The sequence below is a fragment of the Colwellia sp. SU-HH01217 genome, assembly GCF_057543495.1.
On the sequence record NZ_BAAJLX010000003.1, the window covers coordinates 22,561 to 41,740 of the forward strand.

Below are 19,180 nucleotides of genomic sequence, written 5' to 3' on the forward strand. Positions count from 1 at the left end.
AGTTGCTGGTTGGAATGGCGTATTATTAGGTTTTTTCTTTCCTGATTAGTTTTATTTTTATTAGTTTATTTTGCTAACCATTCGTAGTGAATGCTAGGTGCTTGATCGTTAAATAAAATATTTTGGCCTTATTGAGTGATTAATATTTTAATTCACTCAAATATTTACCAGAAAAGAGTAGGGGAATAGTAATTGCCAGCCTATTTTAAGGAACATAGGCAGAATTTAGTAGATATTGTAGTCCGAACGCTGCGAACGGGGCAACTTGTAATAAGTAAACATTACTATTAAAAATGTTTTTTACATTGTAGTGATAAAAAAAAGCAATTAGTATAGACTTTAACTAATGAAATTATAGGGAAATTTTTCAAGTAGATAGGTACTTTTTCAACTCATAACTGGAAATTTAATGAAGTATTATATATTCACCAAAATTATCGCTTTTCTATTTTTTACACTCTTTTCTTCTTCCTTACTCGCAGCATCCATCCCCAATGTGGTTAATCAATCACCTAGTGAGGAGTTTATTGGTGAAAGTTTTTGTTTTAATGCTGACTTTTCTAACCTATCGGCTGATATCGGTTATGGCCCCTATTATTTATTACGCTTAGATCCCGATTTAACTTTCCAATCAGCAACTTTCAGCGGCTTAGCCTTAGATTTAGTATCTAATCAAACTTATACCGCGACCGGCACGTTAAATGATCCTATTTCAGGCTCAGCCTTCCTTGGCAGTGAAAACGGCAGCTTAGTGGCGCTCACCATCCCAGTTGGCTCAGTGTCAAGCAGCCAACCAGCGCTATCAGTAGAGATATGTTTGGCCGTTGATGTAAATGCCGTGCCTGATGTACTGCAAAGCGATGCACTAGCTGTTATTCCGGGCTTTCAATTTGGTGACAGCGCTACAGGTGTGATTGGCAGTGATACCATTGTAGGTAGCGCTGCAGTAAATGACTTTACCCCAACCGTTATCCAATATTCAGTATCGGATACGCAAGCAGAAACCGAGCACCCGCCAGGCCCTGCATGGACATACCCGATCACCGCCATTGCTGATATTGCTTCAACCGCAACAGTAACACCGATCACTTTCCCTACCGTTACTTTGCCCGGCAATGTTAAATTTACTGGTTTGCCCACCATAACAGGCGGAGTAAATTGTACTTTAACCCCAGATGCCGCCACACTCGATGCCACGACCGGTTTGGGCGCAGATGTAGATATCAATATTACCTGCGACTCTGGTACTGGCACTAATGGTAACGCACAAGATATTCGCGTTGATTTTGATGTTTATATTGTTGATACCTTAGACAATATGACCTGTGCCACCACAGGTGCAATTAACACCGCTAAGCATTTAACTTTACGAAAAAGTGCTGCTGGCACCGGCAGACCGGGTTCAACGATTACCTATACCTATGCCTACCAAACTTCTGAATTTATCCCTGGCATTAATGCCTTTACTGTTACCGATACCTTAAACGATGGTATTAGCTATAGCGATGTTGGTGGCAGCTTTGTTAGGTTAACCATTAACCATGGCGTAACCAATACGACCCTTGATGTGCCTTTTGTTGGTATTGGCACTTCTGCTAGCTTTAGTAATGCCGATATATTAACTGCCATTATTAATGCTGGCGGTACTGTTGATGCCGCAGAAAGTGGCACCATTAGTTACACCACGACCATTGATCAAAGCTATAACAATGGCGACCCAGTGTTAACCCGCGATATTATCACGAATAATGTTACCGCCACTTATGGCATCAGTGGCGCGGGTAATGCACAGAACTGTCTTGAGACTTCTAGCGCGTCAGTGACCATTGACGATATCACTATCAGCAAATCAACCATAGGTTCGGCTACAGTAAAACCGGGCGATGTAGTGCAATTTCAACTAAGCATGTCAGTACCTTCTGGCGATGCTGATAATGTAATATTAACCGATGTACTACCACTACCAGTATTTACTGCCACTGACTTTCCCGTCTTTAGTGGCGATTTAAATACCTACCCTGGCTCTGCTGCTGCGGGTAATTTTATTGAATACGCTGTTGGCTCTGCTGAGCCAGGCAATGTAACTATCAGCCGTAGCGCCGCTTCTAATAGCATTAATATTGATTTTGGCGATATTAGCTCAGCCACTACTCAAACCATCATTTTAAATGTGTATGCTAAAGCATCAGCTGCGCCTTATGCCGATGGCTTAAGTCTTGCTAATTTACTCAATGCCACCACTAACAACAGTGCTGTTGATAATGTTGCCGATAATACCGTGACGCAAATTTTAGTACGCGCGCCTGACGTAACGATTACCAAAGAAATTACCAGTGTTACCACAAATCTAGATGCTGGCGATGAAATCGACTATCGCATTACTATAGAGAACCAAGGGGGCGCAGATGCCTTTGATGTCACCGTAACCGATGTGTTTGGCGCTGCGCTCACGGCGGGTAATTGTACCGTGCCGGTATTAGTTGGTGGCAGTGGCACTTTTACTGGCACCTTAGCGGGCGGTTTAGTACTTGATAACACCTTAGGTGCTGCAAACAGTGGCTTGGGCGAAGCAGGCTCAGGCAATGAAATCGCCACCTTAACTTTTACCTGTGATATTAATAGCGGTATTGCTGCCAACACTTTAGTGGAAAACACCGGCCAACTCACTTTTGCTGCCGGTGCTGGAGAAGCGGCGTTTCCAGTACGTGAAAGCACAGTTGACGTCAATACCGTTACACCAAATGTGGTAAAAACCTTAGTCACTACCTCTGAGAGCTATAGCAACACCAATGAACTTGTCGTCGGTGAAATTGCCCGTTTCCGCATAGTGAGCACTATTCCAGAAGGCACACATAGTACCGTATCGCTTAGTGATTTATTACCGTCCCAATTAATTTATCAGCACGACGGTAGTGCCAGCTTAGCCTTGGTTGGCAGCTCTATCACCTCTTCTAGTTTTGCCGACCCTGGCGGTTGTACCTATACCACCACAAACGCCAATATTGTACCTGATTGTGCTATTACCGCAGCCAATGCGCCTTTTGTTGCTGGTGATGATCCAAGCTTTACATTAGGCACAGTCACTAACAGCGACTCTGATGCTGACGAGGAGCTTATTGTGTTAGAGCTCAATGCGGTAAAAGTTGACTCCGGAATTGCCGGTACTGACTTTGACAACCAAGCACGACATACCGACATCACTGGGAGCTATGACTCAGCAACACTCGCATTAACGCGCGTTGAACCGGTATTAACCCTAGATAAAGCGGCAAACAATGCTGGCGGTGACGCGGGTGATGCCATTACCTATACCTTAACGATCACAGCACCAATCACGACTCCTTCAACGGCTTTTGATATTACCTTAACTGATGTGTTACCCGCCGCATTAAATTATGTTAATGCCAGCGCAGCATTTGGTGCTTGTGATGCAGGCACAACATCTTTTGATGATACCGACCCTAATGGTGCTGGCATATCGCTTAGCATTGATCAGCTCGCCGCCAATGAAAGTTGTATCTTTAATTATGATGCCAATGTATCAGCCGCGGCTACCCCTGGCCAAGCCATCACCAATACAGCAACGCTTAACTGGACGAGCTTAGATGGCACCGGCTCCGCATTGTCGGGCTCAACACCGGGCACTGAAAAAAGCTACCAAGCGGTGGATTCAGCTACTGTTACCGTTGATGTAACTAGCTCAGTAAAATCTATTGTCAGTACCAGTCTAACTCACACCAGTGAAGCGGGCACAGGCGCTGGCGGCTCACCGCGATTATTATCTATTGGCGAACAAATTAACTATCGCTTATTAGCGACCGTACCTGAAGGCAGCGCCAGTAACTTTGTTATTCGAGATAACCTGCCAACCGGGCTTGAATATGTTACCGCCAGTGCTGCGATTGCACTGGTGAGTGATGGTAATTTAAGCTCAAGCTTAGCCGGTGCGCTGTGTGCTGGCGGCACGGTAGCTCACCCAGATCCTGAAAGTAGTGTTACCCCTGACTGTGCGATCACCCCAACCTTAGGTGCCTCTGGTAATTCAGTTGATTTTGATATCGGCAATCTCACCAACACCGATGCTGATGGCGATGATGAATTTATTGTGATTGAATTTAGCGCGCTAGTAAAAGATCAATTATCAAATCAGCAGGTAGTTAACTTATCCAATCAATTTGAAGTATTGCTTGGCGGCGTACAAAATTCACTATCAAATACTATGCTGGCGCAAATCGTTGAGCCGCAACTCAGCTTAACCAGTAGCACCACACCCAATCCGGTTGATAACCGCACCGATGAAACGCCAACCTTCGCGTGGGCGTTAACCTTAACCAATACGGGGTTGGCGCAAGCATTCCAAATACAAGATGGCGACAGCGGCAATTGGCAAATTCAATTACCAAGTGGCGTAGAAAACATTACCGCGTTGAATGTGTCAACTGCAGGCACTGTGGTTGATAACACTGATTTAGTTACCGCAATTAACACCGCGCATTTTAGTGTCAGTGGCGCAGATAATAACTTACTCAGTATTGATCGCACTTTTGCCATGGCGCCATCGGCCACACTCACCATAACCTTTAACAGCACGTTAAAAGCATCGGTTACACCGGGCTCAACACTCACGACTAATACTGATGTTGACTATGCCGGCCAGCAAACCGGCGCACCGGCGCAAGACGTACGTAACTTTGCTGATATCAGCACTGGCACAGGTAATAATCCTATCACCTCAACCAGCGCGCCCTTAAATAATTACCGTACCCAAACCGCGGTCAATGTTACCACGACAACATCAACACCCGTTATCGGCGTAGCCAAAGAATTAGTCAGTAGTACCTTTGACGCCACTGATGGCTCTTTTGATCTAGTTTATCGTTTACATGTAGAAAACAGCGGCGATGTTGCCCTGACGAACATTCAGTTAACCGATAATTTAGCGGCAACCTTTAACCCAATAGCGGCAGTCAATATTAATGTTACCTCAGTTACCAGCGCTGATTTTACCACTACCAACGGTACCTTTGATGGTGTTGTTAACCGAGAGTTGATCGATAATACCGTGCCATCAACCTTAGCGATTGGCCAAACCAAAACCTTAGATATTGCCGTTACAGTAAGCCCTGGCACCGATTTAGGCACATATAACAATAGTGTAACGGCCGACGGCCAAAGTGCCCGTGATGCTGGTAACACTGCCACTGATACCTCTGTTGACGGGGACGATCCCGATCCCGCCAGTGATGGCCCTGATAATGACACTAGCGTAACCCCAGTCACCTTTGCCGTTAACCCTGAGCTGGGTTTAGCAAAGGCCTTAAATGGTCCAGTTGTTAATAACCTTAATGACACATACAGCTTAAATTATCGCTTTATTGTTAAAAATACCGGCAATGTTGATTTAGCTAATGTACAAGTTATTGATGATTTAGCAACCGTTTTTGCCAGCGCTGATAGCTTTAGTGTTTCTCTCCCAACCAGTGGCGACTTTGCCATCAATAATGCTTATAACGGCGATGGTGATACCAATTTACTTGCCGCAAATCAAACATTAGCGGTAGGCGCTACTGGCATGGTGGATCTCACCGTTACTATCACTCCTGGCAATACGTTAGGGCCATACAATAACAGCGCCACCACAACCGCAACCAGCCCAAATGGCAACGCGAATGACACCTCTGATAATGGTAGCGATCCTGAAACTAATAACGGCAGCGGCGGTTTTGATGATGCCACTCCAGTGACTTTTACTGAAGCTCCTGCTATCGGCATTGCCAAAGCGGTGACCACTGGCCCAATCAATAACGGTGATGGCACTCACACCCTGACTTATTCGATGGTAGTAAAAAATACCGGTGATATTAGCTTAACTGATGTGCAAGTGGTGGATAATTTAGCCACTACTTTTAACGGGGCAACGTATACTATAGACAGCACCAGTGCCACCAATGGCCTTACCGTAAACGGCGCTTTTGATGGCAACGGCGATAGCAACTTACTTGCCGCCAGTCAAAATTTGACAGTCGACAGTAGTAGCACTATTACCTTAGTAGTTACGGTTACCCCTGGCAATAATTTAGGCGCTTATAACAATAGCGCGACTGCTAGCGGTTCGAGCCAAAATGGTGCCAATGCCAATGATACCTCTGATAATGGCAGCGACCCTGAAACCAACAACGGCAGCGGCGGTCTTAACGATACTACCCCTGTGACCTTTGTTGAAGCTCCGGCGATCGGGATTGCCAAAGCGGTAACCACCGGCCCAAGCAATAACGGTGATGGTACCTATACCCTGACTTATTCGATGGTAGTAAAAAATACTGGTGATAGTGACTTAACCGGTGTGCAAGTGGTGGATAATTTAGCCACCACCTTTAACGGTGCAACCTATACCGTTGATAGCACTAGCGCCACCAATGGCCTTACCGTGAACGGCGCTTTTGATGGCAACGGTGACACCAACTTACTTGCTGCCAGCCAAGGTCTTAGTGTTGGCAGCGATAGCACCATCACCTTAGTGGTTACGGTTACTCCAGGCAATAACTTAGGCGCTTATAACAATAGCGCGACAGCCAGTGGTACTAGCCCAAGTGGCGCAGGCGTAAATGACACGTCTGACAACGGTAGCGACCCTGAAACCAACAACGGCAGTGGCGGCCTTGATGATGCTACCCCAGTTACCTTTATTGAAGCTCCTGCTATTGGCGCAGCAAAGTTGGTGAGTAGCGGTCCGGTGAATAACGGTGACGGTAGCTATACCTTAAGTTATGACATTGTGGTAAAAAATACTGGAGAGAGTGATCTAACCAATGTGCAAGTGAGTGACGATCTCGCTACCACCTTTTCAGGCGCTAGCTATGCAGTAACCGCCATTAGTAGTGCTGACATTACGGTGAATGCCAGTTTTAATGGTGATGGCGATAAAAATTTACTCTCCAATAACCAAAACTTAATTGTTGGTGCCCGTGCTACCATCACCGTAGCGCTCACCGTAACTCCTGGCGCGAACTTAGGCCCTTACAATAACAGCGCTACCGTCTCAGGCACCAGCCCAAGTGGCGCAACGGTAAATGACACCTCAGATGCCGGTAGTAATCCCGAAAGCAATAATGGCAGTGGCGGCTTTGATGATGCCACTCCAGTAAGCTTTAACGAAGCGCCTGCTATTGGCATTGCCAAAACCATCAGCGCAGCTCCAGTTAATAATAATGACGGTAGCTACACCTTAACCTACTCCATGGTGGTGCGTAACAATGGTGATATTGACTTAAATACTGTACAAGTGATTGAAGATTTTGCTGCCACCTACCCAGCACCAGCCTCTGCAGTTGTCGATAGCCTCACCAGTAGTAGCTTCACTGTAAATAACAGTTTTAATGGTTATGACGATCAAAATTTATTAGCCGCCAATCAAACTTTAGCCACTGGCGCGTCTGCTGATCTAGAGCTGACTTTAACCATCACACCTAGCACATTTTTAGGGCCTTATAATAATACCGCCAAAGTGAATGCCACCAGCCTAAGCGGCGCAGTTATTGGTGATGATTCCGATGACGGCATTGATCCTAACGGTAATAACGGCAGTGGTGGTTTAAACGACCCTACGCCAATCACCTTTACCGAAGCGCCAGCCATTGCCATCGCCAAAGAGATCAGTGGCGCGGTTACCAATAATCAAGACGGTAGCCATAGCTTGCTTTACAGCATAGTGATACGTAACAGCGGTGATGTGCCACTGAATAATGTGCAAGTGGTTGAAGATCTCACCACCACTTTTGCCGGTGCAAGCTTTACCGTCGGCACGATTAGCAGCGCCGACCTCAATGTTAACCCAAGCTTTGATGGTAATGCTGATAATAACCTATTAGCAGCCAGTCAAAGCCTTGCCATTAACACCAGTGCCATCATATTAGTGCCGGTGATCGTAACTCCAATGTCAAGTATTGGACCATTTAATAATACCGCAGTAGCAACGGGCGATAGCCCAAGTGGCGCTAGCGTTAATGATAATTCAGATAATGGCGACGATCCGCTCAGCAATAATGGCAGTGGTGGTTTAAACGACCCTACGCCAATCACCTTTAGCGAAGCACCTGCTATTGCCATTGCCAAAGCGCTCCTTAATTTCACTAACCTTGGTGATGGTCGTTATCAAATCGACTATCAATTTAATAGTAAAAATACCGGCAATATATTCCTTAGTAATGTGCAAATTACCGAAGATCTCGCCACAATTTTTAACGATACCAATAGTTTTAGTGTTCTCAGTTTAAGCAGTGCGGATTTAACCGTAAACAATAGCTTTGACGGTAATGGTGATACAAGCCTGCTTGCTGCAAACCAAACTTTAGCTGCGGCTAACACTGTCACTGTCGATCTCAGCATTATTGTGACCCCAGGCAGCGATCTTGGCCCTTATAACAACAGTGTTAATGTTTCAGCTACTAGCCCAAGTGGTACCAGTGTTAATGACGACTCAGATAACGGTTTAGATCCGGAAACTGATAACGGTGACGGTGGTGTTGATGACGTTACGCCAATTACCTTTACCGAAGCACCTGCCATTGGTATCGCTAAAGCGTTAGTGGCTGAGCCAATCAACAACAATGACGGCACTTACACGCTAAGTTATCAACTAAATGTGGAAAACATCGGCGATATTGCGCTGAACAATGTACAAATTGTTGAAGACTTATCGGCTACCTTCCCAGCGCCAGCAACCTTTGTGGTCGATGCATTAAGCGCGAATAACCTAAGCGTTAATAGTGATTTTGATGGCGTAAGCGACACGAATATTTTTGCCGCCAGCCAAAGTCTTGCCGTTGGCGCTAGCGATACCATCACTCTTACCCTGACGGTAACACCGGGGGCGAATTTAGGGCCATATAACAATAGCGCTACCGCCTCAGGCACCAGCCCAAGTGGCGCCGATGTCAGCGATGACTCAGATAACGGTAGCAATACCTCGGGTGATAATAGTGAAGGCACAGAAGATGACCCAACACCGGTTACCTTTACCGAAGCGCCGGCGATTGCGGTGGCAAAAGCCATTACCAACGTCACTAATAATGGCGATGGCACTTACACCTTAGGCTATCAATTTAACCTGAAAAACACCGGTGATATTGCCTTAAGCAATGTGCAAGTTAGCGATAACTTATTCAGCACCTTCCAAAATCAAAATATTTACACCATAGTGTCGCTCACCAGTGCCAATTTGGTGGTGAACAATAACTTTGATGGCAATGCTGATAGCAACTTATTAGCCGCAAACCAAAACTTAGCGGTGTCAGCCACTGATGTGATTGATTTAGTGCTGACCATTACCCCAGCAGGTAACTTAGGGCCATACGATAATAGCGCCCAAGCCTCTGGCACCAGCCCAAGTGGCGCCAGTGTTAATGATGATTCAGATAACGGTTTAAACCCTGAAAGCGATAACGGTGATGGCGGTGTTGATGACGTTACCCCTATTACCTTTACCGAAGCACCTGCCATTGGTATCGCTAAAGCGTTAGTGGCTGAGCCAATCAACAACAATGACGGCACTTACACGCTAAGTTATCAACTGAATGTGGAAAACATCGGCGATATTGCCCTGAGTAATGTACAAGTTGTTGAAGACTTATCGGCCACCTTCCCAGCACCAACAACCTTTACTGTCAATGCTTTAAGTGCCAATAGCTTAACCATTAATAGCGATTTTGATGGTGTGAGCGATAGCAATATTTTTGCCGCCAGCCAAAGCCTTGCCGTGGGTGCTAGCGATACCATCACCCTCACTCTGACGGTAACCCCTGGGGCGAATTTAGGGCCATATAACAATACCGCTACCGCCTCTGGCACCAGCCCAAGTGGCGCCGATGTCAGCGATGATTCCGATAACGGCAGCAATACCTCAGGTGATAATGGTGAAGGCACAGAAGAAGATCCAACCCCGGTCACCTTTACCGAAGCACCGGCGATTGGTGTGGCAAAAACAGTTAGTGGTGATATTGCACCAACAACCAATGGCACGGCGGGTAATTTTGATGTGCCGTTTGCATTGATGATCGAAAACATTGGTGATGTGCCATTAACTAATATTCAGTTAGTGGACGATTTAGCCAGCCAATTTGGTGATGCCTATGTTGGTCTAAGTGAAGCCGCTACAATTACCGCCTCAACCGCGCAAGAAACACCACAATTAAGCCCTGACTTTCCGGCCAATCTATTTGATGGCGAAAGTGGTCGCTTAATGCCGGGGGAAAATATCAATATCAGCTTTACCTTAGAGCTTAATCCATCGTCTGATGACGCGAAAGGCTTATTAACCAACCAAGCACAAGCCTTAGGTACTTCAACCGGTGGCCAAGTGGTTGATGATTTATCCGACAGTGGTGCCAACGCCAGCGATAATGCAGACACCGGTGGTGATAACCCTGACGCGCCTGGTAATACCGCCGGCGGCACTGATGATCCAACGCCATTTGAACTGCCTGCCGGTAGCTTACAAGGGGTTGTTTGGCTCGATGGCGATCGTAATGATGAACTCAATGACGGTGAAACCTTATTAATTGGTTGGACGGTACAAGTTACCGATGCCAACGGCAATGTTATTGCCACGGTATTAACCGATGAAAACGGCTTCTTTTTGGTAGACAACCTACCACAAGGTGAATACACCGTTACCTTTATTACCCCAACCGGCACCACCTTTACCAGTAAAACGGTTTTGGTACCGGCTAACGAATCGGTTAATATTCCGGTACCGGTTGACCCTAGCGGTGTGGTTTATGATTCGATCACCCGCATTCCGGTGGCTAACTCTCTGGTCAGCATTCTCGATGAAAACGGTGTTGCCTTGCCTGATGTGTGTTTATTGCCTAACCAGCAACATCAAATTACGGGTGATGACGGTTTCTACTTCTTTTTATTATTACTTGATGCCGACCCAGCGTGTGCCTCAGGGGCAAGCTTTACCTTAGCGGTTACTGCGCCTGAAGAGCAATATCAGCCAAGTCATTCACGCTTAATATTGCCACAAGACGGCGCGCTTGACCCCACCGGACAACCAAGCCCGTTTGCTTTATCGCATTTAGCAACAGCGCCGCAAATTGGTGACGACACCACTTATTACATGGCATTTACTTTGGCTAATGGCGACCCTGATGTGATCAACAACCATATTCCGGTTGATCAAATTGGCGTTAATCCGCATATGATCCGCCTAACTAAGCGCGCCGACAGTAAACAAACCTTAATTGGTGGCTTAGTACGCTATACCGTACAAGTGGAAAACATCAGTGAAGTCGATGTGAACAACCTGACCTTGGTCGATCAGCTCCCAGCGGGCTTTAGTTATGTAAAGAATTCGATTTATACCAATGATACCGATGGCCAATTACAGCTTAATAGTGTTAATCCGTTAAGTGTTAGTGGTATCGATGTACCCGCCCAAGAGAGTGTAGATTTAGTTTATATTCTACGTGTGGGTGCTGGGGTTGCCCGTGGCAAACATATTAACCGCGTTTCACCTTTCCTTGGTGATGCCCCTATCGGCAATGAAGCCACCGCCAGTGTTATTGTTGGTGCCGATCCTGACTTTGAAGAAGTGACCATACTCGGTAAAGTGTTTGATGACAGAGACCAAGACAACTGGCAAGACAGTGCCAATGCCAGTGCAGTATTTATTCAAGGTGGCATTAACGCACAGCACTATATTGCCAATAGCACCCGAGTGATTGATAGCAACGGTAAAGGTATAATTTCCGATGCTAGTGACGATGCTAATAATGGCGCACCATTAAATCGTGGTATTGCCTTAGGGGATTTATTAGGCCTTAGCAGCGTTGCCGATCACCCGCACAATCATCAAATCATTGTGCGTCAACAGCTGCGCGAATTAGCCTTTACTGATGATTTACTACTCACCACGACTGAAGGGTCACATATCAGCATGAATCGCCATAGCGAGATACAGCTAAACCATCAAGGTGAAATGCAACAAGGGTTAAACGCGCAAAACCTCACCATTGAACGAACTGTGACACTATTAGCTAATGGTAACTACCAAGTTGATTTGATTATTCAAAATAATGGTATTCAAGAAATTGGCATACCGGGCGTACGTGTGGCTACTCTTGATGGTATTTATGTAGAAACCGACTTACATGGTCGCTTCCACCTTGAAGCGGTTGATGTGGTCAATCTCGCCCGTGGTCGTAACTTCTATATGAAAGTTGACCAAGCCACCTTGCCGCCGCAAAGTGAATTTGTCAGCGAAAACCCTCGGGTTAAACGTATTGCTCAAGGTTTACCAACGCGTTTTGATTTTGCTGTGCAATTAGCGCCAGAACAACTTGGCGGCGAAGAAAAACATGCTGTGGTTAAACTGGGTGAGCTGCTCTTTAACGACAACAGCGCCACAATAAACAGCGAGCATCGCACTTGGCTAACACAAATGGCAGACACCATTAACCAGTACCAAGGCGGGCAAGTACAAATTATCGGTCAAGCACATCAGCAAGCACTAGCTTACGAGCGCGCCAATAATACTTACCAAGCATTATTGCCGTTAATACGCGAAGACTTACGCCATGCCTTTAGCGTTGATTTAATGGAAGAAATTGATGGCGCTTTTGCCCCAATGATCAGCCTCGCCAATGTAACTAAATTAGGCAAAGTGCTATTTGATACCGACAAAACCACTATTAAAGCACAATATGCGCCGCTACTAGATAGTATTGCAACGCAGTTAGTGGCAGCCGAAACCGGCCACTTAGCCATTACCGGTTTTGCTGATAGTCGTGCCTCACAAGATTACAATTTAGCGTTAGGTTTACGCCGTGCCAAAGCGGTATTTGGTGAACTGAAAAAACGCATGCCAATTGCAGTATGGGAAACCTTGACCATTAAAATACAAAAAATTGATGCTGAAACGAATACAGAAGTTAATAATCCAAAAGATGCAAACACGGAGGGCAAGTAAATGAATACTTTCATTAAACGTCACCTTGTTAGCACCACGACACGTTATATCAGCGTATTATTCAGCACGGTTCTATCAGTAAATAGCTTAGCGGCCAACAACACGGCCGAAAAAACAGAACAGCAAGTGCAACAATCGAAACAGTCGGAGCAGCAGACAGTGCCGCTTTGCTCACCTAGCCCTTGTAAAAGTGCTAAAGGCTTCACGGTTGAGATCATCAGCCGCGGCGAAAAAGTTTCCAGCGCAGCCAATGTGCCCAACGACAGACGCGTTGAAATTGCCCTTGAGCACGATGTCAGTACAGAAACGCCGGCAAATCAACAAGGTAAAGCCTTAGTGCAGGGCGACTTTCTGGTAAGAATGCCATTAGGTGGTATTTTTTGGGCCACCGAAGATCCAGCGATCACCGAACCAAGGCTCAGCATTACCGCGCCACAAGCGATAAAATTTGATGGTAGTAACAGTTATAGCGCCCGTTTTAATTACTACACCAACTATCAAGCCTTTATTGAACGCTTAGAGCTAGTTATTTATAAAGGCAGTGATGTTGATTTAGTCACACCACTTTATAGTAGCGAGCTGAAACGGGCCCAAGGCGAACTCGACAGTCACGGCGAATTTTCATGGCAAGTTGCCCCTTCAGCACTGCCAAACATGATCGCCGGCGATAGTTTACGTTATGTATTACGTGCTTATGATGCGCTTGGCAATATGGACGAAACCCAAAGTAAACAACTGCAATTGGTTACCCCACAAGCTTATGATAACGGCTCATATCTTAATCAAAATGCTGATCAGAGTTTCAACCAAGGGCTTGATCAAGGCTCCAGTCAAAGTGCAACACAAAGCTCACACCAAAGCACAAATTCAAGTGTAAATGCAGGCGCTGGTGGCAGCAATGGCGCGATGAATAACATTGCGCTTGCTGGCTTTGGCGCAAACCAGTTACTCAAACAAAATATTCCGATCACCGGTAGTCGGGTACGCATTTTTGGTCAAGATATTCCTGACGGCTACAGTATTGAAATCAATGGTAAAAATACACCGATTGATCTACAACGTAAATTCGCCAGCGAACATTTACTACCCATCGGCCAACATGTGTTTAACCTGACCTTAAGCGGCGAAAAAGGCACAATAACTAAGCCGTTACAAGTTGATGTTACCGGAAAATATATGTTTTTAGCGGCGCTGGCAGATATTACCATCAGTGATAATCAGGTATCTGGCAATATTGAACCGCTGAGCAGTGATGACAGATACGATGATGATTTACTGATTGAAGGCCGCCTTGCTTTTTATTTGAAAGGTAAAATTCAAGGAAAGTACTTAGTCACCGCCCATGCTGATACACAAGAGCGCGAACTTTCACGTTTATTTAACGGCTTTTTAGATAAAGACCCGGTTGATGTTTTCCGCCGTTTAGATCCCGATCGCTACTACCCAGTTTATGGTGACGACTCTACCACCACGCGCGATGTTGACAGCCAAGGGCGCTTTTATGTGCGTGTTGACTGGGACAAATCGCTCGCTTTGTGGGGTAACTATAATACCGGCATGACCGATACCGAATACAGCCAATATAATCGCAGCTTATATGGTGCTATGGTTAATTGGCGATCAACGGAGTCAAACGCCTATGGCCAAGCAAAAGGCCAAGTCAAAGGTTTTTTATCGGAAGCACAAACCGCGCTTGGCCACAGTGAATTTTTAGGTACTGGTGGTAGCCTTTATTATTTAAAACATACCGATGTTTTACCCGGCTCAGACAAGTTAGCCATTGAAGTGAGAAACCCTGACACAGGGTTAACCCTTGATCGCATTGAGCTAACCCGTGATGCCGACTACCAGCTTGATGAATTACAAGGGCGTATTATTTTATCTCGCCCTTTACTGAGTTTCACCCGCGACAGCAACACCAGCATTATTCGCGATCAACCACTCGATGGTAACCAACTATTACTGCTCGTTGATTATGAATACTTACCCGACGGTTTTAGCGCCGATCATTTAACCTTAGGTGGCCGTGCTAAGCATTGGTTTAACGACCATATTGCCTTAGGCGTAAGTTATGTGGATGAAAACCGTGTCGGTAATGATTATCAACTGGGCGGTATTGATTTAACCCTACAAGCTGGCCAAGGCAGCTATATTAAAATTGAGCACAGCGACACTAAAAATAGCCAAGCGCCTATATTCTACTCAGATAACGGTGGTTTAACCTTTAACCAGAGCAATTTATCGCTTGATGATGCAGAAAATACAGAAGATTCGGGCGATGCGTTGAGTATTGAAGCACGCGCAAACCTCAAAGCTCTTGGCTACACCGAGCAAGAGTTAACCGCAGCGGCATGGCATAAAAACACCGCCGCAGGTTTCTCTATTGCCCGTCGTGATTTAAATGAAGAAATTACCGAGCAAGGCATTGAGGTGAGTGGGCAGTACAGCCAAACCGGCCATTACAGTGCCCGTTTTACCCTGCAAGCCTCAGGCAATAATCAACGTGAGCAAGCCAGGGCCTTTATTCAACAAAACCTTGCTGCCAGCGGTAATATCAGCGCCGAGATCAAACAGGTTAAAGAGCAGCAAAATAATGTTGAGCAAAACGGGCTGTTAGCCGCTATTGGTTATCGCCAACGTTTATCGCCAAGCTTTGAGCTTTATGGTATTGCTCAAGGCACACTCGATGCCGACAAGCACTATAAAAATAATGACTTAATCACCCTTGGTGGTAAATATTTACTGGCTGACCGCTCCAATATTGGCGCAGAATACGCAACGGGTCATCGTGGTGATACCGCCGCGCTTGATATTGACTACCAATTGAATAGTAACCACAGTTTATATAGCCGTTATAGCTGGTCAACCGACACCACCAGCCCGCTATTGTCATCAACCAACAGTAACGGTTTAACTTTTGGCCATCGCTCTAGTATTAGCGACAAGCTCAATGTGTACAATGAAACTCAAACCATTGACAGTAAAAATGAAAATGGCTTTGTGCATGTTTTTGGTTTGAATTACCTGCTTGGACAAGGCTGGAATTTAGGCGCTTCATTACAACATGGCGAATTAACCCTAGAAGCTGGTGAAGTTGCTCGCGATGCAGCCACTATATCTGCGGGTTTTCGCGATAAAGACCTACAATGGTTAACAAAACTAGAATACCGTAAAGATCGCGGCGCAGAGCAACGCACACAATGGCTAACCACCAATCGCTTAACTTATTTAGTTAATGATTCATGGCGCTTAGCAGCCAAATATAACTTCTCTGACACCGAAGATGCTATTGACCCGGCAGCCGATGCTAAATTTACTGAGGCCAGCGTTGGCTTTGCTTACCGCCCGTATGACAATAACCGCTGGAATGTCCTCGGTAAATATACCTATTTATATGATTTGCGCGGTTTAGCACAAACCAATTTTGGCACAGATCAAAAATCAAATATTGTCACCTTAGAAGGTACCTATCGCTACAACCCCAAATGGGAGTTTGCCGCTAAAGTAGGCCGGAGAACTGGTGAGCTACGCGCAGGTCGTGGTCTCGGTGAATTCTTTAAAAGCACGGTTAATTTTACCGCGCTACAAACCCGTTATCATATCGCTCACCAATGGGACGGTTTATTAGAATATCGCCGCTTAAATGTTGCTGAAGATGACTCAACCCGTCAGGGCTGGCTAGTCGGCATCGACCGTCATATTGGTGAACATTTTAAAGTGGGTGTTGGCTATAATTTCACTGATTTTAGTGATGATTTAAAGCTAACGGATTACACCTACCAAGGTTGGTTTATTAATTTACTGGGTAAGTATTAATACTAAGTGAATTAATGAATTGATCACTTAGCGAGAATTAAAAGGCTAATTGTAATAGTTCAAGTTGAAAGTGGAGGTAGCTTACATAATAAATTTATAGTTGATGTGCTCTCGGGTAATAGTGCGGATTTTTCTGTCATGGAAGCCTTTGGCAATGATGCTTTAATACAGGTTTAGTTACCTTATTTAGAGATAATTAACTAATTTTAGATTAATTTGTGCAACGAATATACACCGAAGCTAATTATAAGGGGTTAATTCCACATAGCACTGGTTTGTCTTCATGATAGCCTACCCCCTTTAATACACGAGGGCTTCAGTGATTTCACACTTATACTATTCATAATTACATACTTTGTAACCTATTGAATATTAATGATATTAACTTCGTTGTTGTTTTATTATAAATATTCTGATCAACTACACAGCATAAAATTTAATTCAAGCATAATTTATTTGCGTATAAGAGATTAGCATCAGAACATGTAAAAAAGATCTAAACCAATCGTTAAGGTCTGGTAGATCAGACATTATCTTACGACTTTAAAGATCAGGATTAAACTTAACCTGACGGGCAACTAAAATTTCATTGATCTTGCCCCAATAATTTTGACATTCTAAATTAAATATTGAATGATCTACTAGCTATATATAATTTTATTATAAATGGTATATTTACGTAAATATTAAAATGAGAAGAGATACTGTATGAAAGTTTTAGCGTTATCATTAGTTAGTTTAGCATTAACCTCTGGGCTTGTTCAGGCATCATCAGAAAACTATCATCATATTCAAAGAAAAACCCTACGTTAAAGGCACTTATCGAGTTTGATAAAATGACTATGGGCATATATATGCTTAACTACATTAATGATATCGATTTGAGAAGACGAGTAAGTAGAGCATTAAACAGGGGTGAGGCATTTCATCAATTACGCGCTGGAATTCTTCAAATTAGCGGCAAAAAACTATTAGGAAAAACTGACAAGGCGTATGAGATAAGCAATCAATGCAACAAAATATTAGCTTGCTGTATTATTTACTACAATACCTCGATACTTTCCGAGTTATTAGCACAGGCTGAAGCTGCTAATGATGAAGTGTTATGTAGTCAAATTAAGCGTTTTTCACCTGTAGCTTGGCAGCACATTAACTTACTCGGAAATTTTGAATTTAGGCATACAGATAATGTTATTAATATTCAAGATGTTACTAAATTTTCAGTTGAAAACAATATAAACACAAAAATCACTGAAAGCCCTTTAAATTAAGGGCTGTAGACTTTCATGAAGACAAACTAGTGCTATGTGGAATTACCCCCAAGTTGAGCAAGCTTTTGGTTTGCTTGTTTTTCTTTTGCAACCAAATTTGATAATTGTTGTTTATGCCTAAAGTTGTAGCTTGCATTAAATTGGGATTATCACGGGTAACATTACGCTCTTTTTTCTTCAACTCACTTTTACGTTTTTTATAAATAACGTTTGCTGTCGCTGTTTTCATTAGTAATGATTTATCTGCTTCAGACAAATTAGATAATAGTGCCTTACGTTTTGACGTTTTATTACCCATTGTTTTAAATATAGGGCAATATGTTTTCTCGCCAACTTTTATAGGGTTCGAATAAAGGTAAGTCTGGTACCTTTCTTTCTGCCATTTATTTTTACTTATGGCGTAGTCACGACAAGACATATTTTCTTGCTTAAAAGTAATATAATCAAAAGGCTTTCCTTTGAGTACTTCATCTTTCGGCGCTTTGTATGAGCCTGTATCTTTTTTACTGTATTGTTTAAATAACTCCGCACCTTGAGCTTTTAACGCATTAAAATGATTAAATAGCCCCTCTCTTTCTGCTTTAATTTCGTTTTTTATCCGACCAAGTTCATTAATTGCGTTGTAAGCTTTATTTTTTCACTTTCAAGATCGGATATGGCTTGTTTAATCTTAACTATAGCTGCTTTGACTTGTTCAGTTTCTTTGGTCGTTAAGCCATATTCAGTTTCTGAAATTTTATCTAAATCAAGGTTATCGGCAATTAACAAAGGTTTTGATGCAAATGACTTTTTAATTAAAGGAGATTGTGAAAATGTATGCTGAAGCGCTAATAGTTCACTTTCTGATAATGCAGATAGGTCTTTAAATTCCTCTAACTTACTTTTCCAATCTTCAAATTCACTAGACTCTAGAGCATAAACTGTAGAATATTGTAATATATTTTTCGCGGAAAAATTACCACCACTAAATTTTCCTACTTCTGGATAGCTGTCACCACACCCTTGAAGTAAAGCAAATGAAAATATTGCTCCAAGTGTTTTCAGTGTTGTTACTTTATTCATTTTTTTTATGTTCCTTATAGATTGATTCTATTTTCCAATAATGAATCTGAGTAAATATTTA

At 43.9% G+C, this 19,180-nt stretch carries 5 protein-coding genes; 3 read left to right on the plus strand and 2 right to left on the minus strand.

What is annotated here, in order from left to right:
* Positions 1–409 precede the first annotated feature (409 nt).
* The 3 genes from AC27G3_RS05075 (at position 410) to AC27G3_RS05085 (ending at position 18,057) form a co-directional block, all read left to right on the plus strand.
* Positions 410–12,970, plus strand: coding sequence for an isopeptide-forming domain-containing fimbrial protein (locus tag AC27G3_RS05075; protein ID WP_487119424.1), 12,561 nt, complete (start codon positions 410–412; stop codon positions 12,968–12,970).
* Positions 12,971–16,786: a TonB-dependent receptor gene (locus tag AC27G3_RS05080; protein ID WP_487119426.1), complete on the plus strand. Its 3,816-nt coding sequence runs from the start codon at positions 12,971–12,973 to the stop codon at positions 16,784–16,786.
* A gap of 821 nt (positions 16,787–17,607) precedes the next feature.
* Positions 17,608–18,057: a Tn3 family transposase gene (locus tag AC27G3_RS05085; protein ID WP_487119960.1), complete on the plus strand. Its 450-nt coding sequence runs from the start codon at positions 17,608–17,610 to the stop codon at positions 18,055–18,057.
* A 13-nt stretch (positions 18,058–18,070) separates the two neighbouring features.
* Here AC27G3_RS05085 and AC27G3_RS05090 read toward each other — a convergent pair whose 3' ends face one another.
* Together AC27G3_RS05090 and AC27G3_RS05095 are read right to left on the minus strand one after the other, a co-directional pair.
* Positions 18,071–18,475, minus strand: a complete 405-nt coding sequence (locus tag AC27G3_RS05090) for a hypothetical protein (protein ID WP_487119428.1) — start codon at positions 18,473–18,475, stop codon at positions 18,071–18,073.
* A gap of 176 nt (positions 18,476–18,651) precedes the next feature.
* On the minus strand, positions 18,652–19,119 hold the full coding sequence (locus AC27G3_RS05095; protein ID WP_487119430.1) for a hypothetical protein: 468 nt from the start codon (positions 19,117–19,119) through the stop codon (positions 18,652–18,654).
* Positions 19,120–19,180: the final 61 nt, after the last annotated feature.

What these genes read in the sequence shown, in the direction of transcription:
- AC27G3_RS05075 (WP_487119424.1), top strand. Translation starts at nt 410, where the DNA reads ATGAAGTATTATATATTCACCAAAATTATCGCTTTTCTATTTTTTACA.
- AC27G3_RS05080 (WP_487119426.1), top strand. Translation starts at nt 12,971, where the DNA reads ATGAATACTTTCATTAAACGTCACCTTGTTAGCACCACGACACGTTAT.
- AC27G3_RS05090 (WP_487119428.1), bottom strand. Translation starts at nt 18,475, where the DNA reads ATGTCTTGTCGTGACTACGCCATAAGTAAAAATAAATGGCAGAAAGAA.
- AC27G3_RS05095 (WP_487119430.1), bottom strand. Translation starts at nt 19,119, where the DNA reads ATGAATAAAGTAACAACACTGAAAACACTTGGAGCAATATTTTCATTT.